The sequence below is a fragment of the Bradyrhizobium sp. JR3.5 genome, from assembly GCF_054057015.1.
The window spans coordinates 239352-256171 of the sequence record NZ_JBSRYV010000002.1; the positions used below are offsets into that span (position 1 = coordinate 239352).

The following is a 16820-nucleotide window of genomic DNA, read 5'->3' on the forward strand; positions in this document are numbered from 1 at the left end:
GGCGCATTTTTCTTTCCGCGGCAGGTCCCGGTAATCGCCCGCGTCAGCCGGCACTATTCGCCATTCGCGCGCGGGATCATCCAGGTCGAATACGTCTGCCAGACGCCGTCGCCCTGGTTGCGTTGATAGGCGATGAAATCGGCATGGTCGCCGTGCACGAGCTCATAGCGATAGTACCTTGAGAGGTCGTCGATCTGATTGGTCATGGAACGTCTCCGTCATGAGGGGAAGCCACTCAATTTCGACGTAGTCGAGCCGCGCCGGCGATCAATAGAATGGTTTTTATCATTCAATCACAGACGCGAGAGCTGGTCTGATCCGGTTTGAGGATGTGGGTCGATCGACGCACATTCTCTTTGCTGGGCCTCAGCGCCCGGCACGATGCGAACTGCGCCGCGGCACATGAACGACGCCGATGCCGCTCTCCCGCGCCTGCAGCGCCTGCAGCACGGCGGGCGGCAGCAGCACCAGCCTGGCCGCCGGCGTCGGCGCGCCGTTGTTGAGCACGTCCCGGTACGGATACAGCGCCTGATAAGCGGCCGGCTCGGAGATCGCGGCCTGCGCCGAGGCCGCCGTCGCCGTGATGGCCGACAGCGCCACAGCCAGCGCGACAGTTCTGAACGTCGTGGTTCTGAACGTCCTGGCGACGTGGGAAATCCTGGTAGTCATGGTAACGCTCCCGCGATTTACATCGCATACGATTAATTCGCTCGCGCCTGATAAAGGCATCGCGCGACCGGCCTTCAAGTATCCCGATTTAATCGGATGCGATTTATTCGGGCGCGGGGCTTCAAATATCCGTGTGACCGGCGATGCCATGCGCGGCCCGCAATGGCGGCCTGCTCGGGCCACGCGGCAGCGGCGCGAAAGTCAGCGGGCACGCTGGCGGTCGCAGGCGCGAACCTGGGCGGAACCTGGGTTCACTGCGGGATGGTTGGTCACATGCAGCGAGCACGCGAGCTTCGCGCTTCAAGCGCCCGCCGCTGGAATTGTGCATGCAACCGCGCGTCGATGCGGCGCACATCGAAGCGATATCGCTTGCGCAGCACCGGACGCGGTTGCTCCGGTCAAATTCGAGCCGGATCGGACAGGCTGCCGAGGTTGGCAGGATTTAACATCCACGCCATAGTGAATGACTATCCTCGTCATGAGCCAATGTGGGGTCAGCTATGGACGTGTCACCTTCTGGTAACGAGAGCCGAAGCACGTCGGAGCCACCACAAGCAGCGCGGCAGGACTATGCGCACGCCGCGATGCGCATGCCGGCCATCATTGTCGGCGTCGTTGCAGCGATCATCGTTGCGCTGTCGGTGTATTATCTGCTGCGGCCCGAGCCGCTGCTCGTGCAGGGCGAGGTCGATGCAACGCGGCTCGATATCGCCGCGCGCGTCGACGGACGGGTCAAGGACATCCCGGTCGAGCGAGGCCAGAACGTGCCCGCGGGCGCCGTCCTGGTGCGCATCGACAATCCGGAAACGCTTGCAAAGCAAGACCAGATGCGCGCCGCCAAGGCCGTTGCAGACGCGCAACTCGCCAACGTCATGGTTGGAACGCGAGTGGAAACCATTGCCGCGCGGAAGGCGGAAATGGAGCGCGCGGAGGCCGCGCAGGTGCTGGCGCAGAAGACCTTCGATCGCGCCAAGACACTGACCGAGCAAGGCAACGCGCCGCAAGCCCGTCTCGACCAGACCACCGATGCGCTGCACGAAGCCGAGCGCGGGCTCGACCAGGCGAAATCGGCCTATGAGCAGGCGGTCAACGGCTACACCAAGGAAGAACGCGCGATCGCGAAAGCCAATGTCGAAAAAGCCGAAGCCGACATTCAGAGCGTCCAGTCGGTGATCGATCAGCTCGCGGTCTACGCGCCGGTCGCGGCACAGGTCTATCAGCGCAACGTCGAGCCGGGCGAGTTCGTCTCGCCGGGCGTGCCGCTGGCGACGCTGATCAATCTCGGCGATCTCTGGATCCATTTCGATCTGCGCGAGGATCTGGTGAAGGGACTGAAGGTCGGCGACAAGTTCGACGTCCGGATTCCGGCGCTCGACGACCGTCATGTCACGGTCGAGGTCAAGCTGATCGCCACCAAGGGCGAATATGCAAGCTGGCGGGCGACCCGCGCCACCGGCGATTTCGATTTGCGGACGTTCTCGATCCGCGCCTATCCGGTGCAGCCGCTGCCTGAGCTGCGGCCCGGAATGAGCGCCTATCTCGACTGGCGGTCACGCCAATGAGGCTGGCCTCAAAGCCCGGATTCTGGCGGGTCGCACAGCGCGAATGCCAGTGGCTGTTGCGCGACCGCGTGGCATTGCTCTTGGTCTTCGGCGTGCCGCTGTTCGCCTTCGTGGTGCTCACGGCCGTGTTCAGCCAACCGGTGATCCGGGGCCTTGGCGTCACGATCGTCGACACCGACAAGTCGGATACTTCGCGGGCGCTGACGCAGCAGGTCGCGGCGTCGCCGAGTCTCAGAATCGTCGACGATTCCGGCTCGCTGTCGTCAGCCGTACAGGACATCCGGTCGGGCAAGGCGATTTCGGCGATCTTCATACCGCCGAATTTCGAACGCGACCTGAAGGCCGATCGCCGCCCGCAGGTCGTCGGCTTCTACAACCAGCAATTCCTGACCGCGGCCGGCATCGCGTCGTCGGGCCTGAACGATGTGCTGTCCGTCGCCGCGAGCGCGGCCGCTCCCGCCAATCGCGCCGCCCCCGCCCCGGCGTCGATGGGAACGCTTTCCGCGGAGACCATCGCGCTGGTCAATCCGCAGAAGAACTACGCGCAATTCCTGCTGCGTGCGTTGCTGCCGACGATTATCCACGTCGTGATCACGCTCGCCGCGGGCTATTCGGTCGGCTCCGAATTCCGCCGCCGCAACGCGCGCGAGTGGCTCGAAAGCGCCGGCGGCGATCCGATCGCCGCGCTCGCCGGCAAGCTGGCGCCGCTGTTCGTGACCTTCATCCTGATCATGCTGGCCCAGCCGCTGATCCTCGAAGGCGTGCTGCAGATTCCCTTCAAGGGCGATGTGCTGCTGATAATCGCGGCGGGCCTGCTTCTGATCATCGCATATCTGTCGCTCGGCGCCCTGCTGCAGCTTTTGGTCGGCGACCTCGCGACGGGGCTCGGCCTTGCCGGCCTGATCGCCTCCCCTGCCTTCGGCTATGCCGGTGTCGGCTTTCCCACCATCGGCATGAATACGTTTGCGCAGGTCTGGAGCGCGATCCTGCCGCTGCGCTGGTATATGTCGGTGCTGATGGGACAAGCGGCGCGCGGATTGCCGGCCTCGGAATCGGCAATTCCCTTCGCGGCGCTCGCAGGCCTCACGTTGCTGTTTGCCGCGCTCGCATTGCTGCGCATGGCGAGCCTGACGCGCCGGGGCTGGTTTGCGACGGCACAGCCCGAGGAGCCGCCAGCGAGCGAGCCGGCGCCAGCAGGCGTCGGTGGCGCCTTCGCGGCGGAGTGGCGGCGCGTGCTCGGAACGCGCAGCGCCTTCAGCCTGCTGTTCCTCGCGCCGCTGGTCTACGGCATCTATTATCCGCAGCCTTATCTGAACCAGATCCTCCGCAAGCTGCCGATCGCGGTCGTCGACAATGATCTCAGCGATCTCTCACGCCAGATCGTCGAGACGCTCGATGCCAGCGGCACATTGAGCGTGACGGTTCGCGCCCGCACCCTTGCGGAGGCAAGCACCGCCATCGACCGCGGCTATGCATTTGCCGCCGTGCAGATTCCGCCCGGCACCGAACGCGACGTGCTCAAGGGCCTCACCGCGCACATTCCGGTCTACGCCGACGCCACCTATCTGTTCATCTTCCGGTCGACCGCAGGCGCGGTCGCCACCGCGATCGGCACGCTGACATCCGAACTGGTGTCGCGGGGCGCCCGCGCCGACGGGAGTCTCGTCAAGGCGAAGCTGGCGAGCCTCAGCCCGGCCAACGTCCTGCTGCAACCGATCTTCAACCCGGTCGGCGGCTATGCGAGTTACATCGTGCCGGCGGCGTTCATCCTGATCCTGCAACAGACGCTGCTAATCGGCGCCGCGATGCTGACCGGCACGGCGCTGGCGAATTCCCGCAACACGGTCGCGGGCGTGTTCGGGCGCGGCGTTGCCCATCTGACCATCTATCTGCCGGCGCTCGCGCTCTATCTGATCGTGCTGCCGCGGATCTATGGCTTCTCGACGCTGGGCCATCTGCCGCAGATCTTCGCGCTGGCGACCGTCTTCCTGCTGGCGACGAGCTTCCTGGGACAGGCGATCGGCGCCTGGTTCACGCGGCCGGAGAACGCGACCATCCTGCTGCTGGCGACCAGCCTGCCGCAGTTCTTCACCGCCGGCTTCGCCTGGCCGCGCGAGGCCATCCCCCCTGCGGCCACGGCGCTCGGCCGGCTGTTCCCGGCCGACTCGGCGATCGACGGCCTCGTGCGTATCAACCAGCTCGGCGCCAGCATCTGGGAGGTCTCGCATGACTGGCTCAGGTTGTGGTGCCTGGCGCTGGGCTATTTCGTGCTCGCCGTGATCTCCGCGCTGGTGTTCAAGAGAGGACAGCAACATGCCCAACGCTAGGCGCGCAGCCATTGTCGCGATCCCCGTTGTGCTCGTCGCGGGCGCGCTGATCTACGCCGGGAGCCGCGCGACGCCGGCGCCCGCGATCGTCGGCGTGGTCCGCTCGACCGAGGTCAGGATCGAGCCGGAAGTGAACGGCCAGCTGGTGTCGATCGCGGTCGAGAAAGGCGCCAAGGTGCACGCGGGCGACGTCCTCGCCAAACTCTCTGCAGTCGAGTTGAGCGCACAGGCGGAGCAGGCGCGGGCCGCGCTCGCCGCCGCGGTGGCGAACCGCAACAACGTCTATGCCGGCGTACGCCGCGAGCAAATCGACTCGCTGAAAGCCGCGATCTCCAAGGCCAATTCGCGCCTCGACTATGTGGAGACCCAGCTCAAGCGGATCACCACGCTGGCGAGCCAGAGTTTTGAAACCCAGCAGGCGCTCGACCAGGCCGAGAACGACGTTGCCGCAGCGCGCGCCGGCGTGGCGGCGTCCCAGGCCAATTACGATGCCGGTGTGGCGGGGCCGACCAAAGAGGAGCGCGCCATCGCCGACGCGCAGGTGCAGGCGGCCGCGGCCGCCGTCGCAGTGCTCGAGCGCCGTCTCGACAAGATGGTGCTGCGCGCACCGGTCGACGGCGTGGTCAGCGTGATCGCCGCGGAAGTGGGCGAGAACGTTCGTGCGGGCCAGCCGATCCTGATGATTGCTGCGGCCGGCAAGAAATGGCTGTCGTTCAACGTGCGCGAGGACCATCTCGACGGTCTTGCGATGGGCAAGACCGTGAGCGTGATACCGAACGGCTCCGACGCCCCCACCAAGGCTGCCATCACTGAATTGCGGTCGCTTGGGGTGTTCGCCACCTGGCAGGCCGAGCGCGTGATCGGCGATCACGACCGCAACACGCTGCGTCTGCGTCTCGACCCTGCAGGCGCCGCGGACAGTCTCGAACCCGGCATGAGCGTCCGGATCGAACGTTGACAACGCGCCGCGATCGGCCGCGAGCCGCAATGAGGTGCGGACTGTCGCCCTCCGGCGCGTCGCGGAAGCTTGTGTCGGCCCGCCTCGCCGAATAGTCATCGGACTGTCAGAAGATTGCGACAAGAAGACAAAAGCGTCGGCCCTGTTGGGCTCGGCCTTCATGGCATCTCCCCGATGCCACGCAAAAGATGGAGACTTGGCCGTGAAGCAGATTCGTTCGCGACGGAAGGTGCATGTTGGCGCGATGCTGCTCGGTGCGGCGGCTTTGGCGGTCCTGCTGCCGTCGATGGCATCAGCGCAAACCGGCCCGGCGCCGGCCGGCGCCAAGCCGTTCCTGACCGTCGACGGCAAGCAGCCGCTTGTGATCGGGCATCGCGGCGTGCCGGGCCTGGTGCCCGAGGAGACCGAGGCATCGTATGAGCTGGCCGCCGACCTCGGCACCGACGCGCTCGAAGAGGACCTGCATTTGACCAAGGATTGCGTGCTGGTGGCACGCCACAATCCATGGCTCGGCGACAACACCAACGTCGCCGAAGTGGCGAAGACCAATGCGGACGTCGCGAAACGCAAGCGCACCGCGCCGGGCGTTGGCGTCAAGGTGAAATGGGCGCAAACGCCGACCAGCGGGCCGGCCGAATATCCCACCGACCTCATCGATCCGGCCGATCCCAAATCGGTGCTGAAAGCGCTGATCGTCGATGGCGACGACCATACCAATGACTGGTCGATCACCGATTTCACCATGGACGAGCTGAAGAGCTGGATCGCCGGCACCACCTATGATGCGGCCAACGAACGGCCAAGACTATTCAACGGCAAGTTTCCGATCATCAGTTTCCAGGGCATCATCGACATCGCCAAAGCCAAGAGCAAGGCGACGGGGCGTCCGATCGCGGTCTATCCGGAAACCAAGAATCCGACCTGGAACAATGCCCAGGCGATCGCCAATGGCTGCGGCGCGCCCGGCAGCCACCCGCTCGAGGACGCCCTGATCAAGATCATCAGGGATAACGGCCTCAACGCGAAGGACGCGCCGATCATCGTTCAGAGCTTCGAGCCCGGCAGCCTGAAATATATGCGCAGCCACGGACTGGAAACGCGGCAGGTGCAGCTCATCGATGGCAACGGCGTCGACTTCAAGACCGGCAAGGTGCTGCTCAACAACATCGCCAATTCCCGTCCGTACGACTGGACGGTCGCGGGTGACGGCCGCACCTTCGATGCGATGCTGACGCCCGAGGGCCTCGCGGAGATCAAGACCTATGCCGACGGCATCGGTCCGTGGAAGGCCTATATCGTCCCCTACAAGATCTCACCGTGGAAGGACAACAACGCCGACGGCACGCCATACAAGGGATCGACGGCGGATGCCTCGACGCAGGACGCCACCAGCGTGATTGCCGACGCGCACAAGCTCGGCCTGTTCGTGCATGTCTTCACGTTCCGGAACGAGAAGAAGTATCTCGCCGCCGACTATCGCGGCGACCCGAGCCTGGAATATCTGAAGTTCTTCCGTCTCGGCGTGGATGGGGTGTTCACCGATTTCACCCACACCGGCGTTGCCGCCCGCGCGGCTTACTTGCGTGAACTGGGCTGGTGACGCCGCAGCACGGCGCGCCCGGCATCGCCCGAGCGCGCCTGTGTCACTGCCGGAAAACCCGCAGCGTTACGATCTGGAACGGCCGCAGCGACAAACTGCAGCTCCGCGCTTCGGTCGGAATGGCAGCGATGCGATCTTCCAACGTGTTGCTCATCCACACCGACGACATGTCGACGCCGAAATCGAGCGTCGCGGCGGCACGAACGCCCGCACTCTCATAGAGCCGCACCACCCAGCCTTCGCCATCCTCGGCGGGTTTGATCGTATCGACGATCACGTTGGCCGGCGCCGCGGTCAGGAACGACTGCCGCAGCGGCGCGCGCGGCTGCCCCTTGGCCCAGAGCATCGGACGCTCAAAGCACAAAGCGCGCCCGACGGTGTCGGCCGTGCGCCAATCACCCTGGTGGGGGTAGATTGCGTAGCGCATCCGGTGACGTCCGATATCGGCCTGTGGATCAGGCAACTCGGAGCCGCGCAGCAGCGTCAGCGCGAGCTGGTTGCCAAACGCCGAATAGCCATGACGGCAATCGCGCTGAACAACGACACGCCGAAATCGGGCTCGGCGAGATCGGCCCAGCGATGGCCCGGCACCTCGTACTTGGCCGCATCGGCATCGGTGTTGGCATGGGTCGGCCGCTCGGTCGCGCCGAACATCGTCTCATAGGTCGCGTTCGATGCGTGACAGGCCACGGGGAACATGACCTTCAGCGTTGTCTTGCGCTCCTGCCAATCGACGATTGTCTCGAATGCGAGATGATCCGCGCCGGCATCGAGGCGGATCACTTGGGAGAGCCGGCTCGCGCGTCCGATCCCGCGCTCGAAACGGACTTCGCCGCGCAGCCCGCCATCCGACAGCACCTCGCAACTCACCTCGCCTGCCGCGGCGCGCGCGGTCTCCAGCGCGAATGGATCGATATCCCATGCCTCGAAATCGAGCGGCCTGTCATCGAGCAGCAGCAAGCGCGCAGCCGGCGATACGAACGTCTCGCGCCCGGTCGAGGCATGCAGCAGCGATCGGACAAGCCCGGTGCGATCAAGACGTGCCGTGAGTTGCGCATTCGACAGAACGAAGCCGTCCGCATCGGCGGCGACAGTGACGCGGTCGTCGATCGCCATCGCTTCTCCCGCCGCAAAGGGCGCGGCGGCGACATGGCGAAGTACCCCGTCGGGATCGGACACGATCTCGGTGCGCGCGCGTCCCAGCGTATTGACCGGCGTCCAGCCGGCACCTCCGGAATCGCACAGTGTGGCCAGCACGGTCTGCGAGCGGCGGTTGGCTTCCTCGGCGACCCCGGCCAGCTCGACCTCCGCCCGCTCATAGACCTCGCGAATGCTGCTGCCGGGGATGATGTCGTGGAACTGGTTGACCAGCAGCGTGCGCCATAGGCCTTCGATCTCCTGCGCGGACGGCGCCGATTGCTGCCAGGCGGCAGCGACCGCGACCACGAATTCGAGTGCCTGAAGGCCGGCCTCGCAGGCGCGGTTGAGGCGCTTGGTCTCGGACTGCGTGGTGTAGGTGCCGCGATGATATTCGAGATAGAGCTCGCCCTCGATCGTCGCCAGATTCTGCGCAGACTTTGCCAGGCGGTCGAAGAATTCGTCGGCGGTGCGGATTTGAATCCGCGGCAGGCCCTGCAGATCCTGCATCCGCTGCAACGCCTCGAGCATCGTCTCATCGGCGCCGCCACCGCCGTCGCCATATCCGAACAGATAGAGCGCTTCGGGCGATCGATCGGCATCCTTGTAATTGGAGGCGTGATAGCGGAGTTCGGCAAGCTGCACCGATCCGTTGTAGGTGTCCGCCGGCGGGAAATGTGCCAGCACGGTGCTGCCGTCCAGTCCACGCCAATGGAAGCTGTGATGCGGTGGCGAAGTGAACTTGTTCCACGATAGCTTCTGGGTGAGAAAGCGCGACATCCCCGCCGACTGCATCAGTTGCGGCAACTGGGCGTCGTAGCCGAACACGTCGGGATTCCAGAACACGGTGGAGCGCGCGCCAAACACGCGCTCGAAGTAGCGTTGGCCATAGAGGAACTGCCGGCAGATCGACTCGCCCCATGGCAGGTTGCAGTCCGGTTCGATCCAGCTACCGCCGACTGGAATCCACTGTCCGGCCGCGGCCTTGGCGCGGATTCGCGCGAACAGGTCGGGGTCGTTCTCCTCGATCACAGCGTACTGATAGGCTTGCGAGCAGGCGAACTTGAAATCGGGATAGCGGTCCATCAGCGCGACGGCCGTGGAGAAGCTGCGTTGCGCCTTGCGGCGGGTTTCCGCCAGCGGCCACAGCCACGCGGTGTCGAGATGGGCGTGACCGATCGCCGACATCTCGTGGGCAATGGTGCCGTTGCGCGCCGCCAGCAAGGTGGTGAGGATCTCCCGCGCCGCCGGCCAGGTCACGCGATCGTCGGGATCGGCGATGTTGCAAACGCGGTTGAGATCGTGCAGCAGGCGTCCCGCCCAGGTCCGATCAAGCGCCGGCTGCGCCGTCTCGCCAACAGCTCCGTACGACCTGCTCTTTATCGTGGGATCCCGATCGGCCTCGAGCTGGCGAAGCACCTCGTAGTCGAAATAGAACCCGGAAGCCTCGGGGTCGAAGCGGCGCAATTCGCACACCGCCAGCGCGTAGGCTTGCGGGTCGTTCCAGAACGCACCGAACAGGCCGTTGCAGGCAATTTCCACATGGAAGTTGACGGTCTCGCCGCCGCGCGCCGACTGAACGAGCGGCGCGGTGTGACGGCCGGGATTGAGGCCTTGCGACGAGCGGCCGTCGAGCCAAAGCAGCGCTTCCGAGCGGCTGTCCCAATAGAGATCGACGCGCGAGCCGGCCCAGGCTTCCGGTACGACCGCCGCGACCCGCACCCAGTAGGTCGCCCAGAGCGGCCCCAGCGTCTCGCCCAACGCGACCGGCCGGTAATCGAGCTCGAGGGCTTCCGCAACGCTGATCCGCTCAGTGGGACCGGCGATTTCGAGCGAGGTGACCGGCGCGCGGTCGGCGTGAATCTTCTGTTGCAGCCGCTCGGCAAAGCCTTCCAACCGGCGCCGCGTGTATTGCGGGTAGCGGCCGCGAATCCGGGCTATCGCGGGATTGTCGCTCTCTCGATCGGTTTCATTCATCGGGTTCTTCAGCCAGTTGACGAAAGAGTACCTAGGCGCAATTCAAGAATTGATAATAGCGATGGCGTCTCGCCGACCTCACCTTACCAAAGGTGCACAGGCGCGATATCCAAAACTGCTTCCTGCCTACTCGTTTCCCTACTCTCGACCGGAGCCTTTATCCGCAAGTCAACAAAAAGCACGCCCGGCAGTACCGGGCGCGCTGGTCTCTTACAGGTGGTGGTTACGATCCGCGTCAGTCGGTCGCGTACTTGAACTCGGGCATCGCCTTCAGCTCGTCCTTGGTCGCATTGAAGACGGCGTGATCCGGATACCACGGATTCGGCTTCGACGCCGCCGCCGCAGGCGCCGCGCCGGTGGTGGTCGTCGACTTGGTCGTGCTGCCGGTGTTCGAGGCGCCGGTGTAGGCGACCGGCTCGCTTTCGAACTTCACCTTGTCGAGCGGCACGGCGACCAGATGCTCGCCGACGCCAAGGAAGCCGCCGACGCCGATCACGACGGCCTTGATGGCGCCGCCCTTGTCCATCAGGAGATCGTTGATCGAGCCGACGCTCTCGTTCTTGTCGTTGTACACGCTGAGGCCGACGACCTTCGACGCGCGCCAGTTACCTTGATACGAGGTGGTGGCAGACGTGGTCGACGTTGATGTCGACGCCGCAGGTGACATCTTGTCGCCCTTGTCGGTGGGGGTCTGTGCAATCGCGACGGTTGCAAGCAGGGCGGAGCCGGCCACGCCGGCGATGATGGATTTGACCAACATAGTTGCGCTCTCCTCGGTTCGCAAAATCGATGCTGGGAAAACCCCTGATGTCCGCGACCGTTCCTAACGAGCCTGCGCTCAAAGGCCGCCCCAATGCTTGGGAACGCCATGGAAGCGATGCGGCAAGCCCGAGCATGCGCACTTTCCGACGCATGGAACGTTGCGGTCCTTGACGAAAGCGATCGTGATCTCTCAAGTAAGCTGCGGTTGAGCCTCACGACTGCGCCGGACGCGCAGTCCCTGATGTGACGATGTTTGGCTCACTAAGTCGTCCCGGCGAACCGCGCTTGCCCAAAATCATCCGCACGCGCATGTCGCAGCGCGCCCCGCGCCACGGAAGCTGAACGAGCGCGACGTGTTGCGCTCAGAAACCGCCCCAATAGGGCGGCACGCCGTAGAAGCGATGCAGCTCGACTTCCTGCGAGCGGTCGCCCCAATCGAAATCCTTGTCGGCGCGGAACGACGGCGCGCGCTTCAATTCGTCGTCCTCGATATCGAGCTCATAAGCCTCGAACTTCGGATTGTAGTGCAGCCGGGCCCACGGCAGCGGAAGCAGATTGGTTCCGATCCCGAGGAAACCACCGAAGCTCAGAACCGCGTACGACACCTTGCCCGAGATCTTGTCGATCATCAGTCGCTCGATATGGCCGATCATGTCGCCATTGGCGCGGCGCACCGCCGTGCCCTCGACCCGATCGCTTGCAATGAGCTGATGCGGCCTTGCCCTGACCTCGACAGCCATCTCATCCTCCTGGCCTGAAAGAGAAACAACGCGTCGCCTGGGGAACGGGTTCCGGCGCCGGATATGGCAGCCGCTCTTCCCCTTTTTTGGACCGCCGTGGCGCCGCGCGACCGACGCGCGGCATCGGAGACTTCCGCCCGTATTTCAACATATTAGGCTTGATGAAAGAACGATAACTTTTCTCCACAGCGCCAACCTGTTAACTCGTTATGCCGGGCAAGATTCCAGAAATGCACTGAAACAAAATTCCTGAGCCGCTTCCCCCGAATCACGGACAAAAGAGTCGGTATGACCCAGGCTGCGCCCAATATCCTCGTCGTCGAGGACGACCGCGAAACGCGGTCTCTCATCGCAAAATATCTCCGCACCAATTCCTGCCATGTCACGACCGCATCCGACGGCCGCGAAATGGCCCAAGGCCATGACCGATCACCGCGTGGATCTCCTGGTGCTCGACGTCATGCTGCCCGGTGAGGACGGCCTCAGCCTGTGCCGCAAGGTGCGCGCGGAGTCGCAGATGCCGATCATCATGCTGACCGCGCGCGGCGAGGACGTCGACCGCATCCTCGGCCTCGAGATGGGCGCCGACGATTATCTGGCCAAGCCGTTCAACCCGCGTGAGCTGCTGGCGCGCATCAACGCGGTGCTGCGCCGGCAGGCCGCCGCGCGCAACGCCAGCGCGATCGAGGGTGCGACCACGCTGACCTTCCTCGGCTGGCGCATCGACATCCGTCTGCGCGAGCTACGCAACCCCGAAGGCGCACGGGTCGCCATGACCAGCGCCGAGTTCGACCTGCTACGCACCTTCTGCGAACGGCCCGGCCGCGTGCTGTCGCGCGACAGCCTACTCGACCTGACCCAGGGCCGCAGCGCCGGCTCGTTCGAGCGTTCGATCGACGTGCTGGTCAGCCGTATCAGACGCAAGATCGAGCCCGATCCGCAGGAAGCCACCATGATCAAGACGGTGCGGTCCGGCGGCTATGTGTTCACTCCGAGGGTGGAGGCGGTTGCCGCCACGAGCAACTGACCATGAAGCTGCTGCGCGTGCTGAGTCTGCGGGGGATCGGCGCCCAGATGGCGGCGCTGGTCGTCGTCTCGATCGTCACGCTGCATCTGATCATCACCGCCACCTTCCTGATCCATCGCCCGGACCGGCCGGAGCCGTCCGATCGCTGGCACACCCAGCTCGCCGCCGCCGCGCAACTGCTCGGGCACGCGCCGGCATCGGAGCGGCCGCGGCTCCAGGCCGACGTCATCAGAGCCTTCCCGCAGCTTGCGATCGGTGACCTGCCGGCCGATACCGGCACGCTCACCGAGGCCGACACGCCGAGCCTGCACGCGCTGCGCCGGCTCGGCGCCGGCTATCGCGTCTACTCTCTGCCGCGCGAGGCGGGCAGCGCGCCACGTGACGGCGAAATCCGCCGCGTTGCGATCCGCCTGCCGGACGGCACCATGTTCGCCGCGAACCTGATGCCGGATCAGCACATGCGGCCGTTCTGGGGCGGCCCTTGGATGATGACCGTGCTGTTCGCCGTCATCAGCGTCACCCTGCTCGGCCTGTGGGCGGCATGGGCGCTGACGGCGCCGCTGTCATCCTTCGTCAAGGCTGCGGAGACCTTCAGCCTGAACGGCGCCGCCGCGCCGCTGCCGGAACGCGGCCCCGAGGAGATCCGCTCGCTGGCCAAGGCGCTGAACCGGATGCGCGAGCGCATCACGGCATTGATCGACGACCGCACCAAGATGCTGGCCGCGATCAGCCACGACCTGCGCACCCCGATCACGCGGATGCGGCTGCGCGCCGAATTCATCGAGGACGAGACCCATCGCCACCGCATGCTGCGCGACCTCGACCAGATGCGCTCGATGCTGGAATCGGTGCTGTCGTTCCTGCGCAACGACCGCAAGCTCGAGGAGATGACGCTGGTCGACATCGCGAGCACGCTGCACCTCGTCACCGACCAGTTCGCCGATATGGGACACAAGGTCAGCTACGAAGGTCCCCAGCACGCGATGGCGACCGCGCGGCCAGCCGACCTGCATCGCAGCATCACCAATCTGGTCGACAATGCCGTGCGCTTCGGCGGCGAAGTCGCGGTTCGCCTCGCCGTCAAGCCGGATCGCCTCGTCATCGACATCGAGGATGACGGCCCCGGCATTTCGGACGCGCACAAGGCAAGCGTGCTGGAGCCGTTCGTGCGCGGCGACCAGGCGCGCAACATGGACGAGGCCGAAGGCTTTGGCCTTGGCCTGTCGATCGCCAACGCCATCGTGCTCGCGCATGGCGGTACGCTGTCGCTGCACGATCGCAAGCCGCATGGGCTGGTGGTCCGGATCGAACTGCCGGCGCGGCAGCAGCTGCTGCAATCGGCGCGGAAATCCGCGGCCTGATCAGCCGGAGCTGATCGGCAACGAAGCTGACCGAGAATCAAGGCATCAGGCGGCGAGCGGCGTGAGCTGCGCTGTGTCGTAGATCGCGATCGCCTCGAAGCGGTAATTGCAGGCGCGGCAATTCCACAGGAACGACGTGCGCCCCTCGCTGTGCTCCACCCAATCGGGGCGGGCAATCGGCTTGCCGCATTGCGCGCAGGGATTTTCGCGAGGCATGTAGCCGGTGTCCTGACGGACCATGGCGCATCTCCCGAATGTTGTTTTTTTGCGTGCTCTGAAACGGACAGACGCGCTGACTCAACACGCGCGCCTGTCGTTGAGTGCAGTGTAAACCTTCATCGAGTCGTTTGCACGACAATCCGCTGTGGACAGCGTGCGGCAAAAGGCGGCCGAAAGAATCGGCGGCCAAGAAGATCGGAGACAATTTTCGGCTGAAAGGATTGAAGCAAACAATTTGAAGCATCTGTCTTCGCAACCGCGTCGTCCGCTTCACCCCCACCCGGATGATCACGGACGCAGAACGTTTCGCTGATGCGAAGGTTCTGCCACATTCCTGCCTGCTCGCCGTACCAATGAGACCGCAGAACCGACGCGCGTTTGATCACCCGGGCGATCCGAGATGAAGACCCTTCAGAGCCTTAGCTGCCTTGCCGCCGTCATCGCGGTGCTGGCGTCCTGCGCCGGTGCGCATGCACAATCGCGGGCGCAATATGAGGCGATGGTGGCGGCGGAGGCTCAGGCGAACCTGGTGCCGGAAGAGCTGGTGCATCGCGTCATCGTGCGCGAGAGCAAGTACCATCCGCAGTTGATCGGGCGCGGCGGCGCCATCGGGATGATGCAGATCAAGCTCGCGACCGCCCGCGGGGTCGGCTACAGCGGTACCGCCGAAGGTCTGCGCGACGCCGCGACCAACCTCAAATACGGCGTCAAATACCTTGCTGGCGCCTATCGCGCCGCCAATGGGGATTTCGACCGAGCCGTGCGTTATTTCGCGGGCGGCTATTACTATGTCGCAAAGCGGCAGCGCGGCGGTCACCTCAAGGAGGCGATGCAAGGCGGCGCGGGTGCGCCACCGAAGGAACTCGCCAGGCAAGAGCAAATGTCGGCCGAGACCGCCGAGCCAAAGCCGGAACAGGCTCCCAAATAGGTGTTTGCGTGTCCCGGACGCGGTACAACGCAAGCGTTGCTTCGAAAGAATGGCCCCGGACGCAGCCCACCGCTGTCGCGCTGGGCTGCATCCGAGGCACGCGCGCTCTGCGCACGCCGCGGTGCCGCTCCTGGCATGCAAGTTGACACATCCGCCCATCAGCTTACATTAGGCGCGTTCCGAGGGGTGCTCCGAAGGAGGAGCTGAGATACCGCAAGCTTGGACTTCGCCATCACGGCGATCAGTTCGGGACCGCGGTGACCCTTTGAACCTGATCCGGGTCATGCCGGCGAAGGGACAGGGATGTATCAGACGTCACAACCGCGGGGGGATTCCCCCGTCTCCATCATCGGCGCAGGCATAACCGGCGCCTGGCATGCGTTGTTGCTCGCAGAGGCCGGACGTGCGGTCACCCTGCATGAGCGCAGTGACGCTGCGATGACGCAATCGACAAGCCACTGGGCCGGCGGCATGCTGGCGCCGTGGTGCGAGGCGGAGGCCTCCGAGCCTGTAATCTCCCGGCTCGGCATCCGTTCGCTCGATTTGTGGCGGCAGCATTTTCCGGAAACGGCGTTCAACGGCTCGCTGGTGGTGGCGCATCCGCGCGACCGCGCCGATTTCGAGCGCTTTGCCCGCCTCACGTCAGGTTATCACCGGCTCGATGCCGAGGGCGTCCGCGAACTGGAACCGTCGCTCGAAGGCCGCTTCCGTGACGGCCTGTTCTATCCCGACGAGGGCCATGTCGAGCCGCGCCGCGTGCTGCCGCGGCTGCATGCCGCCATCGCGAAGGCCGGCGGCGCCATCAAGTTCGGCAGCGACGCCGAGGCTGATGATCTCGACGGCCTCGTGATCGATTGCCGCGGTCTTGCCGCGCGCGACCGCGAGCCGAGCCTGCGCGGCGTCAAGGGCGAGATGATCGTCATCGAGACCGCGGAAGTCGAATTGTTGCGCCCGGTGCGGCTGATCCATCCGCGCTGGCCGCTTTACGTGATCCCGCGCGGCGACGGCCGCTTCATGCTGGGTGCGACCTCGATCGAGGCCGAGGACAACGGCGTCAGCGTGCGCTCGGCGCTGGAATTGCTGGGGGCCGCCTATGTGGTGCATCCGGCGTTCGGCGAGGCGCGCATCGTCGAATTCGGCGCCGGCCTGCGCCCGGCCTTTCCGGACAATCTGCCCAAAATCAGCATCGAGCAGGAACGCATCACGGTGAACGGACTCTACCGCCACGGCTTCCTGCTCGCGCCGGCGCTGGCCGAGCTGACGCTCGCCTATCTCGCGCGCGGCGAAATCGACAATGAGGTGATGCAATGCGCGTGATCGTGAACGGCGAGCAGCGGGAGATCGCGGCTTCCAGCGTCGATGCGCTGCTCGCCGAGCTCGACTACGAGGGCACGCATTTCGCAATCGCCCTGAACTACGACGTGGTGCCGAAGAGCCGCTGGGCCGAGACCGCGCTCAAGGCCGGCGACGAGATCGAGATCATCACGCCGCGGCAGGGAGGGTGATGTGAACAAGAGTATTGCCGCGAACTCCCCTTACCTCGCCCCGCTTGC

At 65.0% G+C, this 16820-nt stretch carries 15 protein-coding genes, 1 pseudogene and 1 riboswitch; of the genes and pseudogenes, 9 read left to right on the top strand and 7 right to left on the bottom strand.

The genetic code is table 11. The features are described from left to right. Positions 1–53: 53 nt before the first annotated feature. Both ACVWW1_RS17745 and ACVWW1_RS17750 read right to left on the bottom strand, forming a co-directional pair. The gene (locus ACVWW1_RS17745) at positions 54–206 is read right to left on the bottom strand and encodes a hypothetical protein (protein ID WP_176529778.1); all 153 of its coding nucleotides are present in this window, start codon (positions 204–206) and stop codon (positions 54–56) included. Positions 207–366: 160 nt separating this feature from the next. Further along, entirely contained in the window at positions 367–669 is a 303-nt protein-coding gene (locus tag ACVWW1_RS17750; RefSeq protein WP_207841007.1) for a hypothetical protein, read from the bottom strand. A gap of 590 nt (positions 670–1259) precedes the next feature. Here ACVWW1_RS17750 and ACVWW1_RS17755 point away from each other — a divergent pair. The 4 genes from ACVWW1_RS17755 to ACVWW1_RS17770 all read left to right on the top strand — a co-directional run bounded on the left by ACVWW1_RS17755 (position 1260) and on the right by ACVWW1_RS17770 (position 7116). Then, positions 1260–2231, top strand: coding sequence for an HlyD family secretion protein (locus tag ACVWW1_RS17755; protein WP_456656855.1), 972 nt, complete (start codon positions 1260–1262; stop codon positions 2229–2231). Further along, complete coding sequence (locus ACVWW1_RS17760) at positions 2228–4558, top strand: ABC transporter permease (protein ID WP_456656856.1); 2331 nt, start codon at positions 2228–2230, stop codon at positions 4556–4558. The genes ACVWW1_RS17755 and ACVWW1_RS17760 overlap by 4 nt, the downstream gene beginning before the upstream one ends. Continuing rightward, complete coding sequence (locus tag ACVWW1_RS17765) at positions 4545–5516, top strand: HlyD family secretion protein (protein ID WP_456656857.1); 972 nt, start codon at positions 4545–4547, stop codon at positions 5514–5516. Before ACVWW1_RS17760 ends, ACVWW1_RS17765 begins: the two co-directional genes overlap by 14 nt. Before the next feature lie 202 nt (positions 5517–5718). Beyond that, a complete protein-coding gene (locus tag ACVWW1_RS17770) occupies positions 5719–7116 on the top strand; it encodes a glycerophosphodiester phosphodiesterase family protein (RefSeq protein ID WP_456656858.1) in 1398 nt (465 codons plus the stop codon). 43 nt (positions 7117–7159) lie between these two features. On the opposite strand, the gene ACVWW1_RS17775 is transcribed toward ACVWW1_RS17770, so the two are convergent. The 4 genes from ACVWW1_RS17775 to ACVWW1_RS17790 form a co-directional block, all read right to left on the bottom strand. Then, positions 7160–7462 (bottom strand): glycosyl hydrolase-related protein, encoded by a 303-nt coding sequence (locus tag ACVWW1_RS17775; RefSeq protein WP_456656859.1) that lies wholly within the window; start codon positions 7460–7462, stop codon positions 7160–7162. 137 nt (positions 7463–7599) lie between these two features. Next, entirely contained in the window at positions 7600–10230 is a 2631-nt protein-coding gene (locus ACVWW1_RS17780) for an alpha-mannosidase (protein WP_456656860.1), read from the bottom strand. Between the two features lie 235 nt (positions 10231–10465). Continuing rightward, a complete protein-coding gene (locus ACVWW1_RS17785) occupies positions 10466–10990 on the bottom strand; it encodes a PRC-barrel domain-containing protein (RefSeq protein ID WP_456656861.1) in 525 nt (174 codons plus the stop codon). 364 nt (positions 10991–11354) lie between these two features. Further along, positions 11355–11732, bottom strand: coding sequence for a PRC-barrel domain-containing protein (locus ACVWW1_RS17790; RefSeq protein ID WP_456656862.1), 378 nt, complete (start codon positions 11730–11732; stop codon positions 11355–11357). Between the two features lie 288 nt (positions 11733–12020). On the opposite strand from ACVWW1_RS17790, the pseudogene ACVWW1_RS17795 reads away from it, so the two are divergent. Both ACVWW1_RS17795 and ACVWW1_RS17800 read left to right on the top strand, forming a co-directional pair. Continuing rightward, a pseudogene (locus tag ACVWW1_RS17795) lies at positions 12021–12759 on the top strand (response regulator). A 2-nt stretch (positions 12760–12761) separates the two neighbouring features. After that, positions 12762–14120, top strand: coding sequence for an ATP-binding protein (locus tag ACVWW1_RS17800; protein WP_456656863.1), 1359 nt, complete (start codon positions 12762–12764; stop codon positions 14118–14120). A 45-nt stretch (positions 14121–14165) separates the two neighbouring features. Here the strand turns inward: ACVWW1_RS17800 and ACVWW1_RS17805 are convergent, their stop codons facing one another. Beyond that, positions 14166–14360: a hypothetical protein gene (locus ACVWW1_RS17805; RefSeq protein ID WP_050403193.1), complete on the bottom strand. Its 195-nt coding sequence runs from the start codon at positions 14358–14360 to the stop codon at positions 14166–14168. A 379-nt stretch (positions 14361–14739) separates the two neighbouring features. Between ACVWW1_RS17805 and ACVWW1_RS17810 the strand changes: the two genes are divergently transcribed. The 3 genes from ACVWW1_RS17810 (at position 14740) to thiS (ending at position 16772) form a co-directional block, all read left to right on the top strand. Beyond that, positions 14740–15267, top strand: a complete 528-nt coding sequence (locus tag ACVWW1_RS17810) for a transglycosylase SLT domain-containing protein (RefSeq protein WP_456656864.1) — start codon at positions 14740–14742, stop codon at positions 15265–15267. 172 nt (positions 15268–15439) lie between these two features. Next, positions 15440–15583, top strand: a riboswitch (TPP riboswitch). Further along, positions 15571–16584: an FAD-dependent oxidoreductase gene (locus ACVWW1_RS17815; protein ID WP_456656865.1), complete on the top strand. Its 1014-nt coding sequence runs from the start codon at positions 15571–15573 to the stop codon at positions 16582–16584. Its footprint overlaps the riboswitch before it by 13 nt. Next, entirely contained in the window at positions 16575–16772 is a 198-nt protein-coding gene (gene thiS, locus ACVWW1_RS17820; protein WP_028332603.1) for a sulfur carrier protein ThiS, read from the top strand. Before ACVWW1_RS17815 ends, thiS begins: the two co-directional genes overlap by 10 nt. Positions 16773–16820: the final 48 nt, after the last annotated feature.

Excerpts from the sequence above, each read along its gene's own strand:
- ACVWW1_RS17745 (WP_176529778.1), bottom strand. The coding sequence starts at position 206 with ATGACCAATCAGATCGACGACCTCTCAAGGTACTATCGCTATGAGCTC.
- ACVWW1_RS17750 (WP_207841007.1), bottom strand. The coding sequence starts at position 669 with ATGACTACCAGGATTTCCCACGTCGCCAGGACGTTCAGAACCACGACG.
- ACVWW1_RS17755 (WP_456656855.1), top strand. The coding sequence starts at position 1,260 with ATGCCGGCCATCATTGTCGGCGTCGTTGCAGCGATCATCGTTGCGCTG.
- ACVWW1_RS17760 (WP_456656856.1), top strand. The coding sequence starts at position 2,228 with ATGAGGCTGGCCTCAAAGCCCGGATTCTGGCGGGTCGCACAGCGCGAA.
- ACVWW1_RS17765 (WP_456656857.1), top strand. The coding sequence starts at position 4,545 with ATGCCCAACGCTAGGCGCGCAGCCATTGTCGCGATCCCCGTTGTGCTC.
- ACVWW1_RS17775 (WP_456656859.1), bottom strand. The coding sequence starts at position 7,462 with ATGCTCTGGGCCAAGGGGCAGCCGCGCGCGCCGCTGCGGCAGTCGTTC.
- ACVWW1_RS17780 (WP_456656860.1), bottom strand. The coding sequence starts at position 10,230 with ATGAATGAAACCGATCGAGAGAGCGACAATCCCGCGATAGCCCGGATT.
- ACVWW1_RS17785 (WP_456656861.1), bottom strand. The coding sequence starts at position 10,990 with ATGTTGGTCAAATCCATCATCGCCGGCGTGGCCGGCTCCGCCCTGCTT.
- ACVWW1_RS17790 (WP_456656862.1), bottom strand. The coding sequence starts at position 11,732 with ATGGCTGTCGAGGTCAGGGCAAGGCCGCATCAGCTCATTGCAAGCGAT.
- ACVWW1_RS17800 (WP_456656863.1), top strand. The coding sequence starts at position 12,762 with ATGAAGCTGCTGCGCGTGCTGAGTCTGCGGGGGATCGGCGCCCAGATG.
- ACVWW1_RS17805 (WP_050403193.1), bottom strand. The coding sequence starts at position 14,360 with ATGGTCCGTCAGGACACCGGCTACATGCCTCGCGAAAATCCCTGCGCG.
- ACVWW1_RS17810 (WP_456656864.1), top strand. The coding sequence starts at position 14,740 with ATGAAGACCCTTCAGAGCCTTAGCTGCCTTGCCGCCGTCATCGCGGTG.
- ACVWW1_RS17815 (WP_456656865.1), top strand. The coding sequence starts at position 15,571 with ATGTATCAGACGTCACAACCGCGGGGGGATTCCCCCGTCTCCATCATC.
- thiS (WP_028332603.1), top strand. The coding sequence starts at position 16,575 with ATGCGCGTGATCGTGAACGGCGAGCAGCGGGAGATCGCGGCTTCCAGC.